This window comes from Acinetobacter sp. YH12095, assembly GCF_013419245.1.
In the GTDB taxonomy this organism is placed as follows: Bacteria; Pseudomonadota; Gammaproteobacteria; order Pseudomonadales; family Moraxellaceae; genus Acinetobacter; species Acinetobacter towneri.
Window position 1 is genome coordinate 1 of sequence record NZ_VPAL01000011.1, and the last position, 21,803, is coordinate 21,803.

The window sequence follows — 21,803 nt, forward strand, 5'->3', positions numbered from 1 at the left end:
TTGTGCTGGCGACCATAGCAAGAGTGAACCACCTGATCCCTTCCCGAACTCAGAAGTGAAACCTCTTCGCGCTGATGGTAGTGTGGGGTTACCCATGTGAGAGTAAGTCATCGCCAGCTCATTATTCTAAACACCCTCAACTAGCGTTGGGGGTGTTTTTTTATGTGGAAAAGAAAATATTAAGAAGAATAATCACATTTTATTGTGTTTAAAATAACAATAAACCCATAATTAATAAAATGTTTTAGACTAATGTTGAATTTTTATTTTTTGTGTTTTGTGTGAAAGTTACACAATCTACTTGAATGGCAAAAGTGGACATGGATGACTGATAAAAATGAAAGTCTTCACTGTAAAAATTGCTATTCAAGCTTACTGAAACACAAACTCACAGGAGGTGAGGAATGGCACATCAAGCAATTAACGTGAATGATGTCATCGATCACGCAAAATTCAAACCATTTCATTTCAATGTCGTGGCATGGTGTCTACTGATCATTTTATTTGATGGCTATGACTTGGCAATTAATGGGGTCGTTTTACCCTTATTGATGGATGAGTGGGGCTTGAGTGCTGTTCAGGCGGGGATGCTCGCGAGTACTGCATTGGCAGGTATGATGTTTGGTGCGATGATTTTTGGTTCTTTGGCCGATAAAATTGGTCGTAAGAAAGTCATCATGATCTGTATCGTTCTGTTTAGTGGTTTAACCTTTGCAGGTGGCTTTGCTTCTAATCCAACTGAGTTTGCAATTTTACGTTTCTTAGCGGGTTTAGGCATTGGTGGTGTAATGCCAAACCTTGTGGCCTTAACTTCTGAATATGCACCTAAAACCATGCGTAGCACCTTAGTGACTACTATGTTTAGTGGTTATGCTGTAGGTGGTGTAATGGCAGCCTTACTTGGCTCATGGTTTACCCCAAGTTTTGGCTGGGAAATCATGTTCTTTATTGCGGGTATCCCATTGTTTTTATTGCCTGTGATTTGGAAATTCTTGCCAGAATCTTTAACCTTTATTGTCAAAGAAAATAAGCAAGATCAAGCCCGTCCAATCGTAGCGCGTTTAGCACCAGATTTAAAAATTACCGAAGACACCACTTTTGAATTGTATCAGGTTGGTGTGCCTGAAGCTGCTAACGTGGTGAGCTTGTTCAAACGCGGTCGTGCAGTGAATACTTTATTGTTCTGGTTAGCGTTCTTTACTTGTCTATTAACCATGTATGCACTCAGCAGCTGGTTGCCAAAACTGATGATGGCGGCAGGCTATTCGATGGATAATAGCTTAATGTTCATGATGGTGATGAACGTGGGTGCAGTCGTTGGTATTGTGGGCGGTGGTATTTTAGCAGACCGTTTCCACTTAAAACCTGTATTGATGTTCTTGGGAATCATGGGTGCATTGGTGATGAGCCTCATGGGCTTCCAATCTAATCAATTCTTGCTTTACATCTTAGTGTTCTTGGCAGGCGCAGCATCTATTGGTTCACAAATGTTGCTGTATAGCTATGTGGCACAGTATTACCCACTGGCGGTACGCTCAACAGGTATTGGTTGGTCATCTGCAATTGGTCGTATGGGTGCCATTGTAGGTCCAATCTTAATTGGCGGCTTATTGGGTATGAATTTACCTGCACACTTCAACTTTATCGCAGTAGGTTTGCCAGTGCTGATCACTGCAATTGCGGTTGCTTTGATTATGAGTGAAGATGAAGCGGAGCAAATTAAGGCGGGCCAAGCGGTTGCAGCCAAAGCTTAACTTTGTAATGTGTTAAGTTCAAAAGTCCTCAACATTGTTTGGGGACTTTTTGATTATGGGGTGTGTAAATAGAAAGTGATGATAGATAAAGTTATATACTCAAGACACAGATAAAAAGAAACCCCATCATCCTGACGGGGTTTCTTTGTATTTCGTGTTTAGGTATAACTCCTGTCGTACCTCACGATCCTGGTGCTCAAACCTATTATTGTTGTTTTCTGTTTGGGAAACATCCTGTCTCCTTATGCTTTAAAGAATACCGTAAGCTCAAAATACTGCCTAGCCTCATTTTGCTTCAGTGCATGTAAGCAAAAACTGACAAAGTGATGAATGATACTGACGCTGTTTTTGAGCAAACGATAAAATACCGAGCTTATTTTTGTCCATAAACAGGCGTATACTGATTGCGTGATTGGAGTAAATATGTCTGATTTAGCTGCAGCATCTCATGTTCAGTATGGTACTAAGCCGTTTAAAGCCATTCTTTTTTCGTTGTTTCTAGCGGGTTTCGCTTCTTTTTCGACCTTGTACTGTGTGCAACCGATGATGCCAATTTTGGCCGATTTTTTTACGGTTACACCAACCCAAAGTAGTTTCCCGCTGTCATTTTCTACTGTGGCTTTGGCGATAGGTTTGCTTTTCACAGGTTTTATTTCAGATCGTTTTGGGCGTAAACCTATTATGGTTTTGGCTTTATTTTTAGCTGCCATTTTATTAATTCTGAGTGCCTTACTTCCAATCTGGTCATTCTTTTTAACCACACGAATTTTTATTGGCATTGCTGTGAGTGGTGTAGCTGCGGTCGCCATGACCTATATTGGTGAAGAAATTCGACAGCAAGATATTGGTTTTGCTATGGGGCTGTATATTTCGGGTACGGCCATTGGTGGCATGGGTGGACGTTTAATTGCTGGGGTCTTGGTCGATTTTATATCTTGGCAAGCGGCAACCCTAATTATTGGTGGTTTGAATTTACTAATTGCAATCACCTTTTATATGTTACTTCCTGCATCGAAAAATTTTACAGCGTATCCGATTCGCTTCTCGCGGTTTAGAGATGCTTTTGTTGCCAATTTGGCAGACCGTAAATTAAGAATCCTGTTTTTACAGGGCTTTTTGCTGATGGGCTGTTTCGTCAGTGTTTTCAATTACATCAGCTATTATTTACTAGCTAAACCATTTGAGCTTTCCCAAGTTTGGATTGGGGTGATTTCAATTGCCTATTTGGCGGGTATTTATAGTTCACCGCGTGCGGCAAGCTGGGGCAATCGTATTGGACGTGAACGTGTGTTGCCTATGGTGATTGTCCTAATGTTGATCGCATTATGGTTGATGTCGATTGCACATTTAGCCGTCGTATTGGCTGCATTGGTGCTATTTACCTTTGCTTTTTTTGCCGCACATTCTACTGCCAGTAGTTGGGTGTCGATTCAAGCACTGCAGTATCGTGCAGTGGGATCATCATTATATTTATTTAGTTACTACATGGGTTCGAGTTTGCTCGGTAGTGGTAGCGGTCTGATTTGGGAACAATGGGGCTGGTCAGGTCTGACATGGGTGATGACTGCGGTCTTGGGTGTGGCGCTTTATGGCGCGTGGCGCTTAAAGCTCAAACCAGTGGAGATACGATAAGCGTTCAGGATTATTGCTTTAGGCTTATCCCTTTATGCTTTTCTTATTCAGATACCAACTTAGGATATAAAAATAGTTTGCTGATTTTGTGTGTTTTTTAATCAAGCAAGATGAATGGAATTCATGCTAAAATAGTCGGCTTTCATCTTTGATCGACTTTTGATCTTCCACTTCCCAGCCGAGAATTGCAAGCCATGTCTACTGCTTATACTGCTCAGACCGCACCCAAAGCGTTGTTTGATTACGACAAATATTGGGCGTCATGTTTTGAGCCTGCGCCATTTTTGCCGATGTCACGCGAAGAAATGGATCAGCTTGGTTGGGATGCCTGTGATTTTATTCTAGTTTGTGGTGATGCTTATATTGATCATCCCTCTTTTGTATCGGGCGTGATTGGTCGTGTGCTTGAGGCGCAGGGCTTTCGTGTCGGGATCATCGCCCAACCAGACTGGACCAATGTGGAATCTTTTCGGGTACTAGGGAAGCCGACCATTGCTTGGGGTGTTACCGCGGGCAATATGGACTCGATGATCAACCGCTATACCGCAGACCGTAAAATCCGTTCTGATGATGCTTATTCGCCAGACAATCAGCCGAATAAACGTCCTGACCGTGCAGCTACGGTGTACTGTCAGCGTTGTCGTGAAGCCTTTCCAGATGTGCCTGTTTTACTTGGCGGGATTGAAGGCTCGTTGCGTCGTATTGCACATTATGACTATTGGTCTGACAAAGTTCGTCGCTCGATTTTAATGGATTCTAAAGCCGACTTATTGATGTACGGCAATGGCGAGCGTTCGATTATTGAAGTGATGCACCGTTTGGCCAAAGGTGAAAAAATCCACGAAATTACAGATGTACGTGGTACAGCATTTATTATCAATAAACATAACCGTGCGTCTAAATCCAAATTTGTTGAAATTGCATCTAATGATGTAGATAGCGTGGGCCGTGTAGATCCAATCATCAACCCTTATGTGATGACCGAAGATTTAGACGGTTGTGAGATTGAAAAAGATAAGGGCAACAACCTCGCGCAATATCAAAATTTCCAGAAAGATGTGGTCAGCAATCCAATTGTGCGTGAAGGTGATCAGCTAGATGCGGATACCCAGATTGTGCAATTGCACCCTGCTTCAAAAGCAATTAAACACAAATTACCCCCACGTGAATTGGCAGTGATTCGTTTGCCTTCTTTTGAGGAAGTGGTGAATGATCCTGTGCTGTATGCGCATGCTAACCGTATTTTGCATTTAGAAACTAACCCGGGCAATGCGCGTGCTTTGGTGCAAAAGCATGGTGAACGTGATGTGTGGTTGAATGCACCGCCTATTCCGTTGACTACGGAAGAAATGGACTATGTATTCGATTTACCGTATGCACGTTTGCCGCATCCATCTTATGGCAATGCACGTTTCCCTGCTTTTGATATGATCAAGTTTTCGGTCAATATCATGCGTGGTTGTTTTGGTGGCTGTACTTTCTGTTCGATTACCGAACACGAAGGACGAATTATCCAAAACCGTTCTGAAGAATCCATTTTGCGTGAAGTGGAAAAAATTCGGGATACTGCGCCTGGCTTTACTGGCATTATTTCAGACTTGGGTGGCCCGACTGCAAATATGTACCGTTTGCATTGTAAAGACCCTGAAATTGAAAAGAATTGTCGTAAACCCTCTTGTGTATTCCCGGGCGTATGTCAAAACTTACATACCGATCATGCACCTTTAACCCAGTTATATCGTAAAGCGCGTGAACTGAAAGGTATTAAAAAAATTCTGATTGGTTCAGGTTTACGTTATGACTTGGCAGTGTTGAACCCTGAATATGTACGTGAATTGGTGACGCATCATGTGGGCGGTTATTTAAAAATTGCACCTGAGCATACCGAAAAAGGCCCATTATCTAAGATGATGAAACCAGGTATTGGTACGTATGACCGTTTTAAACAAATGTTTGATCGTTTCAGTAAAGAGGCGGGCAAAGAGCAATATTTAATTCCGTACTTTATTGCCGCGCACCCAGGAACGACCGATTACGACATGATGAATTTGGCGTTGTGGCTGAAAAAGAATGGTTTCCGTGCCGATCAGGTACAGACTTTCTATCCATCGCCAATGGCGACCGCTTCGACCATGTATTACACAGGTAAAAACCCACTGGCCAAAGTGGCGCGTTATACCGAAAATGTGGATATTGTCAAAGGCGAAAAACGTCGTCGTTTGCATAAAGCTTTCTTACGTTACCATGATCCAAACAACTGGCCGTTGTTGCGTGAAGCCTTAAAAGAAATGGGACGTGCAGATTTAATCGGAAACTCTAAACAGCACCTGATTCCAACCTATCAGCCGCAAGGCACAGATGGACAGTATCAAACGGCACGTAAGAAAAACTCGACTGTCGCGGGTGATTCACAAAAACGTACGGGGCAAAGTGGTAATCGTGCTCAGAACAGTAATCGTCCGAAGAAAGGGCAGATATTGACTCAGCACACAGGTTTGCCGCCACGTGAAACAGGTGAAAAACGTCCATTTTCACACAAAAAATCTAAGCCAAAATCGAAAGCTTAGTACTTGAAGTTAAGATCCATCAAAAGGCGCTGCAGCGCCTTTTTTGTTTGCTTTTCATTTCATCGGAATTGTCCGACAATCGAATCTGTTAAGCATTGCTTTGTTATTTTTTTGCATGCTATACAGTATTCGTATCTAATGATAAAAACACGCTTAGATGCTACAGCACTTAGACAAAAGGCGGGCTTGTGAAACAAAATTTCTGTTTCTATGATGGTTTTGTCAATGTTTCATGTAGTTTCTTAAATGGAACGTTTAAATATAAAAGCGTGTTATATACTGATTTGATGAAAAAATCGGCATGAAGCCGAAACAACTATAAAAATGATTTTAAGGATTGAATAATGACCATTTATATTTTGATTGGGGTTTTGATACTGATTTTCTTTCTCTTGATGGCGGTTAAGGGCTTGGAAAATAGAGAAAAACCTCAGGACAGTGCACTAAAGCAACGTGCAATTTTTAACTTAAATGAACAGCTGACGTATACACGTTTGCAGGAAATTTTACCTCAACATATCATCTTGGCGCATGTGTCTTTTGATGCCTTGCTGACCACGAAATTTTCACGTACTCGACATAAATACCGCAATATGATTGCCGATTTTGTGGTGTTGGATGCCAATCATCAAGTTGTTGCAATTGTGGCTTTAGATGATTTGTTGATGTTGAAACGTAGCCGCAATGCACAATACCAAGATGAATTGCTGCGTTTGGCGGGTTATAAAGTGCTGCGTTATGAAGATGTGCCTGAATATCACGAATTACGCGAAGCTTTTGGGCAGTCATCGTCATCTTATGCAGATTTAGATGATTTGGATACTGCCTTAAAGAAGTATGATTTTTTAGCGCATTCTGTACGCCATAAAGTGAAGGTATTAGGCTAAACGCTTGCCGCTAAAATCACTAGATAGACAACATGAATCAGCATGTCGCCATGACATGCTGATTTTTTTGGGTATGTTCCTGATCCAATCACATCTGTTATACGTTGGGTTGCTCTTCAGGTTTGACTGCAACCACAGTCATCTCAACTAAAACGTCAGGATGATATAACTTGGCTTCTACGCAGGTACGCGGTAAAGTTTGTATATCTGCCACCCAAGCATCCCAAACTTGATTCATTGCGGCATAATCGCGCTCAATGTCTTTTAGAAAAATCATTACCGACATGATGTGGCTTTTATCTGTACCCGCATCTGCCAATAAACGATCAATCAGGGCAAGTGTTTGTTGGGTTTGCCCCTCAATATCTTGTTGTGTGTCTTCTGCCAGTTGCCCTGCCAAATGGACTAAATTTCCCGAAATTGCAATTTCAGAATAACGTTTTTGGATATGTAGACGTTGAACAGCCATTGGGTGTGATCCTCGCGCCAAGCGATTGGGTATAAAAAGCGTGAGGTATTATAGAGGCAGGCAAGCACGTGGAAAATATGCAGGCAGCAGTCTACTTAAAATAAAAAGTAGTTGAATGGAAAATACGAGGAAAAGAGAGACGGTGTATCAAAGCGGCGAAGTGCCAAGCGCAGAGTTGTCCTGTAATCTTCGGATTTGATCGTCACGCCAATCACAGGACAAGTATGCCAAAAGTAATGGTGATTTTTGACATCTCAGCGTATGTACGGATAAATACATCGCGCGCATAGATTACTCTAAAAAGCACAACTGTGAAGGGTAAATTGTCTTATTTTTATTCTTTTGGCTGAAATTTATACAAAAATAGCTTTAGTATTCATCGGCAAGTATTGGCTAGGTATGTTTTATGTAGAGCGGGAAGTTTACCGCTTTAAAATCCGTGATATTTACGAGTCGTGATATTTACAGTAAAGACAGTTGTGCTTGTTCATCGGCAGAGCTGAGTTGATACAGACCGACCCCAATTAAACGGAATTGATCCTGTGCGGGAATATGCATTTCGTGAAGCAAAAGTTGCAGGACTTTTTCAAGATCGTTTTTGCTCTCAAGTGGCTGTTTAAAACTTTTGCTATGTTGTAAGACCTGAAAATTTTTGAGTTTCAATTTGGCCGATACGCCACGTGCAACATATTGTTTTTTCACTAAACTATGCCAAACCTGATCAATCAAGCTAGACCAGTAAGCTGCACATTCGGCTAAGTTTAAGTCATCATCAAAGGTGATTTCTTTGGAAATTTGCTGGCGCTCACGTTCTGCCTGCACAGGACGTTCATCAATCCCTTGGGCAAATAAAAACAGGCGTTTTCCATATTTGCCAAAATGATGAATCAACAGGTTTTCTTCAATGTGTTGCAAATCGCCTAAGGTATTTAAATTCAAGCTTTTTAATTTTTCCTGCGTGACTTTACCTACGCCTGGAATTTTCTTTAAGGGTAAGTCCTGAATAAACTGCTGCACTTGACTGGGTTTAATCACGCAAATGCCATTGGGTTTATGCCAGTCCGAAGCAATTTTGGCTAAAAATTTATTCGGTGCGACACCTGCCGAGGCCGTTAAACCTGTACTTTGAAAAATATCTGCCCGAATCCGCATTGCGACTTCAGTTGCGCTTGGAATACCTTGTAAATTTTCGGTGACATCTAAATAAGCTTCATCTAAAGACAAGGGTTCAATAAGTGGTGTATAACGCTGAAAAATCTGATGAATTTGTGTGGAAACCTCACGATAGAGTGCAAAATTGGGTTCGAGTACCACCACCTGCGGGCAGCGTTTGCGGGCTTGTGCCATCGACATGGCAGAACGTAAACCAAACTCACGCGCAGGATAGGATGCCGCGGCAATCACAGCACGAGGATGATGCGAAGCAATCACCACAGGTAAATGCTGCAATTCAGGACGACTGCGCAGCTCAACAGAGGCATAAAAGGCATCCATATCAATATGAATGATTTTCCGCATGGCACAAACTAGATGAAGCGTTTAGATTTCAACAGTATCGCATGTTTAGGAAGTCGGTTGTAGCATCGGAGCAAGCGGATAGGGCGTGTTGCTATTCAGCAAAATCACCTGTGTCGATTGCTGTTCTGCATAGTCGATCAAACGCTGTAAACTCCGTGGGCTATGGTCGGCAATGCGGGGCAAAAACTCTAAAGGGCGCGCTAAAGGCTGGAAAAAATTATCCCAATGAATTGGAATCACGACACGAGGGCGCAACGTTCCCACAGTTTCATCTAAATAATGCTGTTGAAAAGCAACCGATTGTTTAGAGAGCTGTGCAATCCCTAAAAATAAAGTATCTACCTGCAAGTGTTGTAATTGTTTAGAAATCGCGCCTGTACTGGCTTTGACTAAAATGTTCTGTTCAGGATGCTGAATGTAATAATCAAAACTGCCGCCTTCTTTAAATTCATAAAAACGGGCAGGTAAGGACAATGGTTGTTGAATTTGTTCATCTAAATCATTATTCACAGCGGTGGCAGGGGTATGCTGTGATGGAATGGCCGTAATCTTAAACTTTCCAATCTGTATTGGTTGGGCAGGATTGACAAGGCTTAATCGAGATTCAGGAATTGCGGCACCACGGGCAATGTTCAAACTACTTTCTGAACCGATGATTTGACTGTGTTTGAGTTGCTGCGCCAAAAATGGCAAATCTAGCGTGTGATCATAATGCGAATGGGTGATCAAAATCGCACGTGTGCGTTGTAATTGATGCTGTTGAATCAACTTGTGCAATAAGGCTGGTTGGCTGTCTAACTTGTTCCACATGACTTGTGCAAGAGAGGGGCGACTAAAAAATCCATCAATCAGAATTTGGTTTTCACCATCATCAAACAATAGGGTAGATACGCCAAAATAATGTACTTTTAAGTTGGCATTTGCGGTTTTTGTTGAATATTGCCATGCGGAAAATTGTTCTAGTTTGCCTGCGGGTTGTAATAGGTAAAGCAGTGCGAATCCTGCACAAATGCTGAGCGTAAGAGCAGCCCAAAGCAATCCTTTCATAATTTTCATGACGGTACTTTTTTATTGTGATGCAGCTATCTTGTTATTTTTTCTGGTTCGGTTCAAGTCTTGTGGGTTGAATTGCGTTGTCTGTTAAAAAATGCTGCCATTGTTTGGTATTGCCATAAAAAACATTTAGGTCGACTGGGGTGTGAATACCTTTTATTTGACCCTGATTGGTATGTTGCCAAAATAACCATTTTGGCTGACCTGCCAGTTGTGGTTTACCCTGATATTCTCTGACCCAAAGTGGTGTTTGCTTAAAGCTTTCAGTTAATACCATATTGTAAAAGGCTTTAGATACATAAAAAATCGGTTGTTTTTCATAATGTTGATATAGCGCATCATGCATGATTTGAATTTCGCGCAGTAACTGTTCTTTGGTATAGGTATTGATGCAGTTGCTGTCATACTCCAAGTCAATTACAGGTGGCAAACTGTCGGATTTTTTTGGAACAGTCGCAATAAAGTTTTCTGCCTGAATTGCTCCATCACGGCATAAGCGATAAAAATGATAGGCGCCGACCAAAAAGCCATGTTCACGGGCTTTGAGCCAGTTATCCTGAAATTTACGGTCTTTAAAATCGCCCCCTTCGGTGGCTTTTAAATAGACAAAGGCATATTTTTGTGGGGAAATTTTTTGCCACTGAACATCGCCTTGATGATGTGACACGTCAAAGCCTTGAATTGGATATTCTTCGGCTGCCGCAGGTTGTTGGCGCAACACATCCAAATACAATAAAACCGCCAAAACAGCACTGCCAAGCACCGCAATGGTCATACGATAGTGCGGTGTAAAAGCTGAGTTTTTAGCTCGATTTGGTGGTTTGCGCATGTTGAAAAAGCTTCGCGGAGCAAAGTCATATCATAACGCGCAGTGCGGTGTAGCACCATGCGCTTTCGGTAATGGCGTTTTAAACAGCCGTGTGTTTGGGGATACTCCAAAACACTAAAAATGCCAAAATATTTAATACACCCAAACAAATTAAAGTGGCATGAAAGGCACTGACTAACTGTCCTGCGCCGTAATAGGCACTAAACATATTCACCAAAGTACCTGCCAATGCCACGCCAATACTCATCGACAGCATCATAATCATGGATAAAAAACTATTGCCGCTGCTGGCATCTTGTTGAGGTAAATCTTTGAGTGTAAAGGTATTCATACCCACAAACTGCAATGAATTAAGCACCCCAAATATAAAAAAATGCAAGGCACGTAACCAAGTCGCAGTTTCAGCAGTGGTCAGCGCAAAACTAGCAATACACGCCCCGACCAATAACGTATTGGTCAGTAAAAACTGCCGATAGCCAAAACGTTGAATTAAAGGCCGAATAATTGGTTTAGATACCAAAGAACCGAGCACAGTTGGAATCATCATCAAACCTGTGATAAATGGTTCAAAACCAAAAGTCACCTGCAGCATGATTGGCATGATAAAAGGCATGGCATTGCCCCCGAAGCGGGCAAAAAAGTTACCTAAAATACCAATCGCATATAAGCGATTTTTAAATAAATCGCTGCGAAATAAGGCATTTTGATGAGTATGGGCATGGCGGGCATAGCATGCTGCGGCAATACCGCCAGCCAAGATTAACGCTAAATTCCAAAGCAGATTATGTTGTGGGTTGGCAAAATTTTCGATGCCTAAAGATAAGCCCGCCATCGCCACAACTAATAGGATAAACCCGAGAAAATCAAAGTTTTTAACTTCAGTTTCAGTCACATTTGGCATGGCTTTGATACAAATCCAACAGCCCAAGATGCCCATAGGAATATTGATCAGGAAAATCCAGTGCCACGTGGCGACTTCGACCAACCAGCCACCCAGCGTTGGGCCAATTAAGGGGCCAATCAACCCTGCCAGACTCATCAGGCTCATGGCAGATAAAAACTGGGTGCGTGGAATAATTTTTAACATCGCCAAGCGCCCGACAGGCAAGAGCAATGCGCCACCAATACCTTGAATCACCCGATAAAACAGCAATTCATTCAGACTCGCTGCTGCAGCACAACCCAAAGAGGCAAGGGTGAAAATGATAATCGCTGCAAAATAGGTGTTGCGTACTCCAAAACGATCTGCCAGCCATCCACTTAATGGAATACACGCTGCCACCGAGAGCACATACGCCACCACAACACTGTGCATCCGCAGCGGGTCTTCCTGCAGGCTATTCGCCATTGCAGGGATTGCTGTATTCACAATGGTGGTGTCGAGCGCCTGCATAAAAAAGCCAATTGAAACTAGAAATACCAAAAGGCGGTATTCAGGATGCAGGGCTTGATGGGTCGGTGTTTGGTTCATAACTCGGCAAAATGGACATTTGGTCTAGTTTAAACCATTTTGCAATCTAGCGGACTGCATCTATAAAAACATGAAAAGTGTTAGAAAATTCAAGGAAATGCAATGAAATTGTCATCTATTTGTCACCGATTATTCACTTTGAGTTTGTAAGTTGGGTGCATTTAGAAAAATGATGAGTAATTTATGAAAACGCAAATTTCTGCATTAATGTTGGCTTTATTGTCTGTGGGGATGGTGGGATGTAATGATAATAATGATCCTATTCCTGTAAAAGAAGAAGTTGTTGAAGCAACACCTACAACAATTAGTTTGGAGCGTTTAGGGGAATACGATGCACAAGTTTTTGGTGCGAGTGCTGCGGAAATTTCTGCTTATGATGCTGAAAGTAAACGTTTATTTGTAGTCAATGCGAAAAATGGCGTGGTCGATGTACTGGATTTAAGCAACCCAAGTGCACCTGTTAAGCTGAACAGCTTGGATGCCAAGACTCATTTGGCGAATTCTGAAGTCAATAGTGTTGCGGTACATCAAGGTATTGTCGCTTTAGCTGTTCAGGCAACACCTAAAACTGATAAAGGCATCGTGGCATTTTTTAAAGCCAAAGACCTGAGCTTTATCAGCAAAGTTGAAGTCGGTGCATTGCCTGATATGTTGACTTTTACTCCAGATGGCAAAAAAGTCTTGGTTGCCAATGAAGGTGAGCCAAATGAAGGTTATAAGATTGATCCAGAAGGTTCAATCAGTATTATTAATCTAACTGACATCAACAAGCCTACTGTAAAAACTGCAGATTTTCAGGCATGGAATACACGTAAGCAGGAATTGCTTGATGCGGGCGTGCGTATTTTTGGGCCAAATGCGACTGTCGCACAAGATTTAGAGCCTGAATATATTACGGTGAGTGACGATGGTAAAACTGCTTGGGCAAGTCTACAAGAAAACAATGCTATTGCTGTAATTGATTTGATTCAAGACCAAGTGGTCGATATTTTCCCATTGGGTTATAAAAACTTTGGCTTAGCTGCAAATGCTTTAGATGCAGGTGATCGTGATTGTGTTGTTGGTAAGCAAGACTATAACGGTAAAACGATTACAGCCTGTGCTAAAAATGAGGGGATGATTAATATTCAAGCTTGGCCAGGCTTATATGGCATGTATATGCCAGATGCAATTGCGCAATATCAAGCCAATGGACAAAGCTACTTGGTCACTGCCAATGAAGGTGATGCGCGTGAATGGTTGGTTGATGAAGACTTATATTTTGGTACGGATGAAATAACTCAGGGTTATGCAGAAGAAATTCGTGTTAAACACTTATTCAATAATAAAGGCTTCAGTACCAATGGCGATTATGAAGCGCATTTACGTCTATTAAAGTCAGGGGTTAAAGGCGCAAAGCTTGATTCAAACGTATTTAAAGCATGTACCACTACAGATGCCAATGAAGTTTGTGCAGATAATTTAATTAAAGATTCACAATTGGGTCGTTTGACGATTACTTGGACGCAAGGTTACAAGAAAGATACAAATGGTGAGCCTGTGCTAGACATCGATGGTTTCATGACCTATGACAAACTATATGCTTATGGTGGCCGCTCGTTCAGTATTGTAGATCCTAAAACCAAAAAAATTGTTTGGGACTCAAAAAATGACTTTGAACGTAAAGCTGCTGAATTATTTCCAGAATACTTTAATACCAATCATGAAAAATTAAGTATAGATGATCGTAGTGACAATAAAGGCCCTGAGCCTGAAGGCATTGCTTTAGGTAAAATTGGTCAAAAAACTTTTGCCTTTATTGGGTTGGAGCGTATGGGTGGCATTATGGTGTACGACATTACCCAGCCGACACAAGCATCTTTTGTTGAGTATTTTAATGATCGTAAGTTTGGTGAAACCCGTACATCTTTCGATGCAGAAGGTAATGAGGTTACCGTTGAAAATTCAAATCTCGGCCCCGAAGGTTTGATCTTTATTGCAGCCAAAGACTCGCCTAACGGCAAGCCACTGTTGGTTGTAGGTAATGAAGTCAGCGGAACTACTGCTGTGTACCAAATCAAACTCAACTAACAGCATTGCAAAATTAGAAATCTATTAAAGAGGGCACTTTGGTGTTCTCTTTTTTGTGCTGTAAAAACCAATGAACAGTGAATTAAAAAAAGCGAGTCACCGACTCGCTTTCACTTTCATTTTTATTGCTATTTCATGTAGCTAAAAAAGTTCAACCCACAAAATGACGTGGAGAATCCAAATTCTTCAAGGCATTAATAATTTTATGGGAGTGGTTACACACGATCAGTTTAGCGCGGTGCTGTGGTGGTAAAAAACCTTCGTGTACCGCATGATCTAACTGCTGAATCAGCGCATCATAAAAGCCATTTACATTATATAAAATCATCGGTTTTTGGTGCTGATTCAATTGCCCCCAAGTGGCAATTTCCAAAATCTCTTCAAAAGTACCCAAGCCGCCTGGCAACGCCACAAAAGCACTGGCGCGATCTGCCATCATCGCTTTACGCTCATGCATGCTTTTGACTACGTGTAACTCGGTTAAATTACTGTGGGCAATTTCATAATCCAGCATAAATTCAGGAATTACTCCCACCGCTTGCCCACCATGTTGCACAACGGTGTCGGCAACCAAACCCATTAATCCAATACTCGCACCGCCGTAGACCATACCAAAGCCTTGCTCGGCCAGTTTTCTTGCCAGTTGTACTGCTTTTTCCTGATAAATCGGGTTATTGCCAGAGCGCGAACCACAGTACAGTGCCACCAAAGGTTGAGAGGTTTGAGGAGATGGATTATTGATATATTGGGTCATTCTTAATTCGCTATTCATTTATTTTCTTCACCATAGCATGTTCTTTTTGTTGGCTCTAGCTTAGTGCTCAAATATGACAAACCCGTCAGTATGCAGTGTTCAATTTGCAAAGATTTGTGAAAGTGCTGCATTGACGTGGATGATGTCGCAAAAAGGGGATGAATCTGAGCGCAAACTTTCCTATACTCAAAGCTTGTCTGACAACTATAGAATCGTCATGGACAGTGGCAGTAGTCGCACCGAACGAATATTTTTAAATTACATGCTGTGCCAACCAGAGCAAGCAAACTTATCTTTTCAGTGTCATCGCCGTGTGGCACGTTTGACCCATGATATTCAGGAGAAGAGCGCATGATCTTTGAATGGATGTCTGACCCCGCTGCGTGGGTTGGGTTATTGACCCTGATCGTGCTTGAAATTGTACTGGGCATTGATAATTTGGTGTTTATTGCCATTTTGGCAGAAAAGTTACCGCCAGAACAACGCAATACGGCACGGGTGGTGGGCTTGCTTCTCGCCTTGGGGATGCGCCTGATTTTACTCGCCTCTATCGCGTGGGTCGTCACTCTGACCCAACCACTGTTTCATATTTTTGAACATCCTTTCTCTGGACGTGACCTGATTTTACTGTTTGGTGGTGTGTTCCTGTTGTTTAAAGGCACCATGGAACTGCGCGAACGCATTGAAGGCAAACCAGCACTAAAAGAAGAAAACCCTGTGCACGCGACTTTCTGGATGGTGATTGTGCAGATTGTGGTGCTAGATGCGGTGTTCTCACTCGACAGCGTGATTACCGCTGTGGGCATGGTGCAGCATTTATCGGTCATGATGATTGCGGTGATTATCGCCATTGGCATTATGTTGTGGGCCTCTAAAGCGCTCATGGACTTTGTCAATAAGCATCCTACCGTGGTGATTCTATGCCTGTGCTTCCTGATGATGATTGGTTTCTCATTGGTGGTGGAAGGTTTTGGTTATCACATTCCAAAAGGCTATTTATATGCCGCCATCGGTTTCTCGGTGATGATTGAATTCCTGAACCAAACCATCCGCAGAAATCAGGAAAAAACCGTGACCACCACCGATTTGCGCTACCGTACTGCTTCGGCTGTGATGCGGATGTTAGGTGGCAAAAGTCAAAATACGGCAGAAAGCAGTCATATCAATGAAGATGTTTTAGCTACCCGCGCCTTTGCTGATGAAGTCTTTGATGCTGAAAATGGCGTCTATCACAGCGTGATGGTACAAGGAGTGTTGGGCTTATCTGAGCGTCCTGTAAAATCGGTGATGACACCACGTCCTGAACTGGAATGGATTGATTTAGACGAAGATGATGCCTCAATTCGCAGCCAATTATTAAGTATGACCCATTCACGAGTGATTGTGGCACGTGGTGAACTGGACAATATCTCAGGCATTGTCTTAACCCATAAAGTCATGAATCAATACATTGAAACAGGTGTACTGGACTTTGAAACACATTTGCGTGAACCCGTGATTGTGCATGAAAATGCCCAAGTTTTGATGGTGATGGAGCAATTGCGTCAAGCACCGCTGCAAATGGCGATTGTGCTGAATGAATATGGCTCGATTGAAGGCGTTGCCACACCTATTGATATTCTGGAAGCAATTGCAGGCGAATTCCCTGATGAAGATGCTCTCGAAGCCAGTGCTGAAAGTTTGGAAGATGGCACATTATTGCTAGATGGTTCCATTGATATTCGTCACGTATCTTTATTATTAGGTCGTGATTTGGTGGATGAAAGCGAGCAATATTCAACTTTATCAGGCTATATTTTATTCCATTTGGGGCGTTTGCCTGAAAACGGTGAAAAGCTGCTTTCCGATGGTTATGTTTTTGAAATTGTGACCATGGATGGACATAAAATTGAAAAAGTGCATTTGATTCAGCAGGAATCTTCAAGCGCATCATAAACTGAACGCCAAACTGCATTTCAGTCTTGTGCTTCCGCTAAAATAGCCTGCATTGTCAGGCTGTTTTGGGGCTGTTGCCATTGCAAATATAGACGAAGTGTCAACAGACCCTATTATTGATTTAAATTTCTGGAATTTTCTATGCATCACTTGGCATGTCCGTGCGGGCAAGGCGATTATCAATACTGCTGCCAACCTTTACACGTGGGGCAGGCACATGCAGAAACCGCGAGCCAACTCATGCGTTCACGCTATAGCGCTTTTGCCTTGCAACAAATTGATTATATTGTGCAAACTACTGCGCTAGGACAACAGGCAAGTTTGGATGTTGACGCAATTGCAGATTGGAGCAAGTCGAATCAATGGTTAAAGCTCGAAGTGCTGAATAGCAATGAAAAGCTAGATAAAAGCCATGCCCAAGTTGAATTTAAAGCCCATTACCACGATGCCAAGCAGGCGCAAATTCACCATGAAATTTCCCATTTTGTGCAACATCAGGCCCGTTGGTATTTTCTAGATCCGACCACAGGGCAACAGCCGACTATGAAACAGCCGTGTATTTGTGGTTCGGGTAAAAAACTTAAGCAATGTTGTGCGCAATTTTTATAACTTTATCTTGGTTTTTCGCTTATTATAACGCGCATCTATTGGCCTAGTGAAAGAAGGGCAAGTCCATGTTGTTGTTGGTCATTTACTTAATCGCGATTACCGCAGAAGCGATGACAGGCGCATTGTCTGCAGGGCGTCGTAGCATGGATTGGTTTGGTGTCACCTTAATTGCCTGTGTCACCGCATTGGGTGGTGGTTCGGTGCGAGATGTGTTATTAGGGCATTATCCACTGACTTGGGTCAAACATCCTGAATATTTGGTGCTGACCTGTATTGCAGCTTTTATCACCATTTTAATTGCCAAATGGATGCGTCATTTACGTTCCATTTTCTTGGTGCTCGATGCTTTAGGCTTAATTGGCTTCACTATTATTGGTTGTCAAATTGCTTTGGAAATGGGGCATGGCTTTGTGGTGTCTGCCGTTGCAGGCGTCTTAACAGGTGTGTCAGGTGGGATTCTGCGTGATATTCTGTGTAACGATGTGCCTTTAGTGTTCCGCCGTGAGCTATATGCCAGTATTTCTTTTGTGTCCGTGATTTGCTATTGGTTGTGTATCGAAATCGGTTTGTCGCTTGAATTGACCGTGATCTCAACACTTGTTTTTGGTTTTACTTTGCGTTTGATTGCGATTTATTTTGGCTTAGAAATGCCTAAATTTATTTATCAGGACGATGATGAACATTCAGCATCCTCTAAAGATGAAACCTAATTGGTTATAAGAATTGTATTGAATATCTAAATAGAAGCGAACCGATCACCAGATCGGTTTTTTAATGCTATCCACATCCTGTCAATTCATAGTATAAAAATACAACAGCAGTTGTGTTTTAGCCCATATCCTTTTAGCCAACTTAAAGAGTGTGTTATGGATTTAGTTTCGCGTGTGCAACGTCTACCCATTGGAAAATTCCACTATAGCCTACTGGTGGTGATTGGTTTGGGCTGGATGTTTGATGCCATGGATACAGGACTGATCTCCTTTATTTTGGCAAAAATGGCAGAAGACTGGAGCATGACCCCTGCCGAAAAAGGCATGGTGGTGTCAATTGGCTTTGTCGGAATGGCCATTGGCGCAGTCTTTTCAGGTGGTCTGGCCGATAAAATTGGACGTAAAACTGTATTTGCCACCACCTTGGTGATTTACAGTCTAGCTACTGCCGCTTGTGCCTTTGCGCCGAATTTAACTTGGTTACTGGTCTTTCGCTTTATTGTAGGTTTAGGTTTGGGCGGGCAGCTTCCCGTAGCGGTGACGTTGGTCAGTGAATACATTCCTGCGCATGTGCGTGGGCGCTTTATTGTATTGCTGGAAAGTTTTTGGGGCTTGGGGTGGTTATGTGCGGCATTGGTTTCTTATTTTGTGATTCCAAAATTTGATTGGCATACAGCATTTTTAATCGGTGGTTTGCCTGCCTTATATGCCTTGGTTATCTGGAAAAAAGTCCCTGAATCTATCCCATATCTGATCAATCGTGGTCGTATTGCCGAAGCACATGCACTGGTACAAAAGTTTGAGCGTCAATGTGGGGTAGAAGTCATTGAACAGATTGAAGTTCAGCCTGTTGCCGCTAAACAGCATATCTCTTTTACCCAACTGTGGTCGGGACCATTTGCACGTCGTAGTTTAATGCTGTGGCTGATTTGGTTTGGCATTGTCTATTCCTATTATGGCATTTTCACTTGGTTGCCTAGTCTGTTGGTGCAGCAAGGCTACAGCATCGTACAGTCATTTGAATATGTGTTGGGCATGATTTTGGCGCAATTACCCGGTTATATTGCAGCCGCTTGGCTGGTCGAAAAATTAGGCCGCAAAGCCACACTGGCAGGTTTTATTGGCATGTGTGCCGTATCGGCGTACTTCTTTGGTCAGGCGGATAGTGTGGCGATGATCATGTTCTGGGGTTGTTTGATGTCGTTCTTCAACTTGGGCGCTTGGGGGGTGCTATACACCTATACCCCAGAACAATACCCAACCAATATTCGTGCTTTTGGCTCAGGTTGGGCTTCGGCGATTGGACGCATGGGCGGTATTGTCGCCCCGATGGTGGTCACGCACATGATGGTTATGCAAAATGGCTTTAGTTATGTCTTTATGATGTTTACAGCGGTTTTATTGGCTGTTGCTGTGGTGATTGTGGTGTTGGGTGAAGAAACCAAAGGCAGAACTTTAGAGTCGATGGGTTTGTAAGCTTAAAATAAATCCATCTTCCAACTTGAAATGACAGTCAGCGTAAACCTGCTTGAGGGATTTACGCTTACTGGCTCCAAGGTTTAGCAGTCAGGACGAATTCCTGATTTAAAGCCAAGGAGATATTTTGCATGTTAAAACTATGCCGATCTTCAGGAAGTTGTAACAATAATGGTAAGCGTGTTATACCATTTTCACCATTGGCAAAAGCATAGTGACGGATTTTAGGGTCAATTCTGCTAATGAGATTCTTGGCTTCTAAATAAACACTTTGTTGGTTTGCCTGTTTTTGAATACTAATAATTCCAATATAACAGCGATCTTGAATATAAATTAGGCTCTTTTTTAGCTTCTCTATTTTCACCTGATTATTTTCAGATTTTTTCAGCAAACGTTTAAAAAATCCCGCTTTTTCATTTGTTTGAATTTCTCGTTCGAGACTACGTATTTGTTGTTGTATATTGCGGCTCTGTTCAATCGCAGCATTCACATGCTCTCTGATCTTTTGAACAGGGGCGATTACCGCATTTAAATGTCGTTGATAGTGATATTCATCTTCAAAGAGCACAAAAACTTCTGCGCGACGCTGCACCAATAAATGCAAATATGCAATCAAACGATATTTAAAGCTGCGGGCGTAGGGATTAAATTGCAACATGGGTTCTTGAGATAAAGCTTCAAACTGATGTAAGAGTTCAGTCATTAAACGTTTCAGATTTAAATAACAAAACTCTAATTCATCAGACTGTTGCACACTTTGTTTTAAACCTCTTGCAAATGGTTCAAGCACTTGCAAGCAAAGGTCTTTTTCTAAGCAATCTAAATGCTCTTTGACTAAATAATCTGTAGAAAAACCTTGAATATCCACCACTTTTTTCATTTGTGGTAAAAGTTGCTCTTGCTTATATAGGTGTAAAGATTCAATCAACTCCACAATATTCGGATTCATTTGACGTTGAATGCCGATAATTTGTGTCATTTGCTGTTTAAAATTTTCAATATAATCAATTTGATCTAACTTTTTCGGATCAAGAACTAAACCACTAATATAGAATTTATTTTCTACGCCAAAGTTTTCTTCTGTTAAAAAGCGTCGAATGGAATAAGCAGATACACGGCTGTCGTAGGAACTACTCACAATAAAATAGTAATCTGTAGCATCGATAATTTCAAAGTCACGAACATGCAGTTCATGAACAAAGTAATCCTGAAAAATTGATGGTTTTTGTTGTGCATATTCACTTGGTAAAATATAAGCAAACCAATTGCCCAAAATTTCACTTTTCATAAACACTTCAAAGATAAAACTACGAATTTGTGCTTGATCTAGATTGCGATGGTTAGTTGTAACGGTGAAGTCTAAATCACGAATAATTAAAGCAGCATCATATAAAAACGCTTTTTTGAGTAAAAGTTGGGCTTGAATATCCTGTGGCTCATGTAATTCAATTTGATTCATTTCATGAATCACCGTTTCTAGAAAATCGGCGATTTGAAAGTCGGTTTGGTATGTTTCTAAATAGTCAAAGCTACTTTGTACGTTTTTGGCGAGTTGTAATAATTCTGGATGCTGTGTGTACTGTGGAATGTCTTGCAGACGGATGTAACCATGAAATTCAAAGGTTTCTGTAAGATAATTCCAGTGAATATTTTTGGGTTTTAAGTATCGGTCTTCTATTTTTTCATGCAGTTCTTTAGGTGTAGCGGAAAGAATTGCGTTTAGCTGCTGCTGCCATTTATTATCAAGAATAGGATCAATTTGTTTTAACTTTACCCGAAGCTGATAAGGAATATAGGTCTGCATAGCGAAATCCAAAAGAACCGTTACAATAAATTTAAACTTTCAATAAAAAACTGCAGTGTGTTTTATATCACAAAAAACAGCATTTATATTGAAAAAACTAAAGGAATTTTTATGTAATAAGTATTGTTTCAAACATCTATAACGTGTCAATAGAGCCTCATAGAATGACTTGTTAGAATATTGCATTGCTGTTTTTATAAAATGAATATTTTTACGGCATAAGACACAAATTGTCGCAGAGCATCCTTACTAGCCCTTGTGCAGG

General features: G+C 41.7%; 17 protein-coding genes and 1 rRNA gene. 11 read left to right on the forward strand and 7 right to left on the reverse strand.

What is annotated here, in order from left to right; genetic code table 11:
- Positions 1-4 precede the first annotated feature (4 nt).
- From rrf to FTU35_RS08700, 5 genes are all read left to right on the forward strand, one after another.
- Positions 5-119 (forward strand): 5S ribosomal RNA (gene rrf, locus FTU35_RS08680).
- A gap of 285 nt (positions 120-404) precedes the next feature.
- Positions 405-1,754 (forward strand): MFS transporter, encoded by a 1,350-nt coding sequence (locus FTU35_RS08685; protein WP_154321166.1) that lies wholly within the window; start codon positions 405-407, stop codon positions 1,752-1,754.
- Positions 1,755-2,177: 423 nt separating this feature from the next.
- Positions 2,178-3,386: an MFS transporter gene (locus tag FTU35_RS08690; protein ID WP_154321165.1), complete on the forward strand. Its 1,209-nt coding sequence runs from the start codon at positions 2,178-2,180 to the stop codon at positions 3,384-3,386.
- Between the two features lie 194 nt (positions 3,387-3,580).
- Positions 3,581-5,953, forward strand: coding sequence for a YgiQ family radical SAM protein (locus tag FTU35_RS08695; RefSeq protein ID WP_154321164.1), 2,373 nt, complete (start codon positions 3,581-3,583; stop codon positions 5,951-5,953).
- A 344-nt stretch (positions 5,954-6,297) separates the two neighbouring features.
- The gene (locus tag FTU35_RS08700) at positions 6,298-6,840 is read left to right on the forward strand and encodes a DUF2726 domain-containing protein (protein WP_131261667.1); all 543 of its coding nucleotides are present in this window, start codon (positions 6,298-6,300) and stop codon (positions 6,838-6,840) included.
- A 97-nt stretch (positions 6,841-6,937) separates the two neighbouring features.
- On the opposite strand, the gene FTU35_RS08705 is transcribed toward FTU35_RS08700, so the two are convergent.
- The 5 genes from FTU35_RS08705 to mdtD all read right to left on the reverse strand — a co-directional run bounded on the left by FTU35_RS08705 (position 6,938) and on the right by mdtD (position 12,180).
- Positions 6,938-7,309: a RidA family protein gene (locus tag FTU35_RS08705; protein WP_104852890.1), complete on the reverse strand. Its 372-nt coding sequence runs from the start codon at positions 7,307-7,309 to the stop codon at positions 6,938-6,940.
- A gap of 462 nt (positions 7,310-7,771) precedes the next feature.
- On the reverse strand, positions 7,772-8,827 hold the full coding sequence (gene dinB / locus FTU35_RS08710; RefSeq protein WP_154321163.1) for a DNA polymerase IV: 1,056 nt from the start codon (positions 8,825-8,827) through the stop codon (positions 7,772-7,774).
- Between the two features lie 45 nt (positions 8,828-8,872).
- Entirely contained in the window at positions 8,873-9,883 is a 1,011-nt protein-coding gene (locus FTU35_RS08715; protein ID WP_154321162.1) for an MBL fold metallo-hydrolase, read from the reverse strand.
- A gap of 34 nt (positions 9,884-9,917) precedes the next feature.
- Positions 9,918-10,709: a GH25 family lysozyme gene (locus FTU35_RS08720; RefSeq protein ID WP_171501113.1), complete on the reverse strand. Its 792-nt coding sequence runs from the start codon at positions 10,707-10,709 to the stop codon at positions 9,918-9,920.
- A 79-nt stretch (positions 10,710-10,788) separates the two neighbouring features.
- The gene (mdtD, locus tag FTU35_RS08725) at positions 10,789-12,180 is read right to left on the reverse strand and encodes a multidrug transporter subunit MdtD (RefSeq protein ID WP_154321161.1); all 1,392 of its coding nucleotides are present in this window, start codon (positions 12,178-12,180) and stop codon (positions 10,789-10,791) included.
- Positions 12,181-12,363: 183 nt separating this feature from the next.
- On the opposite strand from mdtD, the gene FTU35_RS08730 reads away from it, so the two are divergent.
- Positions 12,364-14,250: a choice-of-anchor I family protein gene (locus FTU35_RS08730; RefSeq protein ID WP_154321160.1), complete on the forward strand. Its 1,887-nt coding sequence runs from the start codon at positions 12,364-12,366 to the stop codon at positions 14,248-14,250.
- Between the two features lie 151 nt (positions 14,251-14,401).
- On the opposite strand, the gene FTU35_RS08735 is transcribed toward FTU35_RS08730, so the two are convergent.
- A complete protein-coding gene (locus tag FTU35_RS08735; protein ID WP_096902251.1) occupies positions 14,402-15,022 on the reverse strand; it encodes a TIGR00730 family Rossman fold protein in 621 nt (206 codons plus the stop codon).
- A 121-nt stretch (positions 15,023-15,143) separates the two neighbouring features.
- Between FTU35_RS08735 and FTU35_RS08740 the strand changes: the two genes are divergently transcribed.
- The 5 genes from FTU35_RS08740 to FTU35_RS08760 all read left to right on the forward strand — a co-directional run bounded on the left by FTU35_RS08740 (position 15,144) and on the right by FTU35_RS08760 (position 19,734).
- On the forward strand, positions 15,144-15,359 hold the full coding sequence (locus FTU35_RS08740) for a hypothetical protein (RefSeq protein WP_143228680.1): 216 nt from the start codon (positions 15,144-15,146) through the stop codon (positions 15,357-15,359).
- Entirely contained in the window at positions 15,356-16,939 is a 1,584-nt protein-coding gene (locus FTU35_RS08745) for a TerC family protein (RefSeq protein ID WP_178318297.1), read from the forward strand. The genes FTU35_RS08740 and FTU35_RS08745 overlap by 4 nt, the downstream gene beginning before the upstream one ends.
- 141 nt (positions 16,940-17,080) lie before the next feature.
- Positions 17,081-17,548 carry a YchJ family protein gene (locus tag FTU35_RS08750; protein ID WP_154321159.1) on the forward strand — a complete coding sequence of 156 codons (468 nt, stop codon included), beginning with the start codon at positions 17,081-17,083 and terminating at the stop codon, positions 17,546-17,548.
- 65 nt (positions 17,549-17,613) lie between these two features.
- Positions 17,614-18,258 (forward strand): trimeric intracellular cation channel family protein, encoded by a 645-nt coding sequence (locus FTU35_RS08755; RefSeq protein WP_004975638.1) that lies wholly within the window; start codon positions 17,614-17,616, stop codon positions 18,256-18,258.
- 156 nt (positions 18,259-18,414) lie between these two features.
- Positions 18,415-19,734, forward strand: a complete 1,320-nt coding sequence (locus FTU35_RS08760; protein ID WP_154321158.1) for an MFS transporter — start codon at positions 18,415-18,417, stop codon at positions 19,732-19,734.
- A gap of 67 nt (positions 19,735-19,801) precedes the next feature.
- On the opposite strand, the gene FTU35_RS08765 is transcribed toward FTU35_RS08760, so the two are convergent.
- Positions 19,802-21,538, reverse strand: a complete 1,737-nt coding sequence (locus FTU35_RS08765; RefSeq protein WP_154321157.1) for a hypothetical protein — start codon at positions 21,536-21,538, stop codon at positions 19,802-19,804.
- Positions 21,539-21,803: the final 265 nt, after the last annotated feature.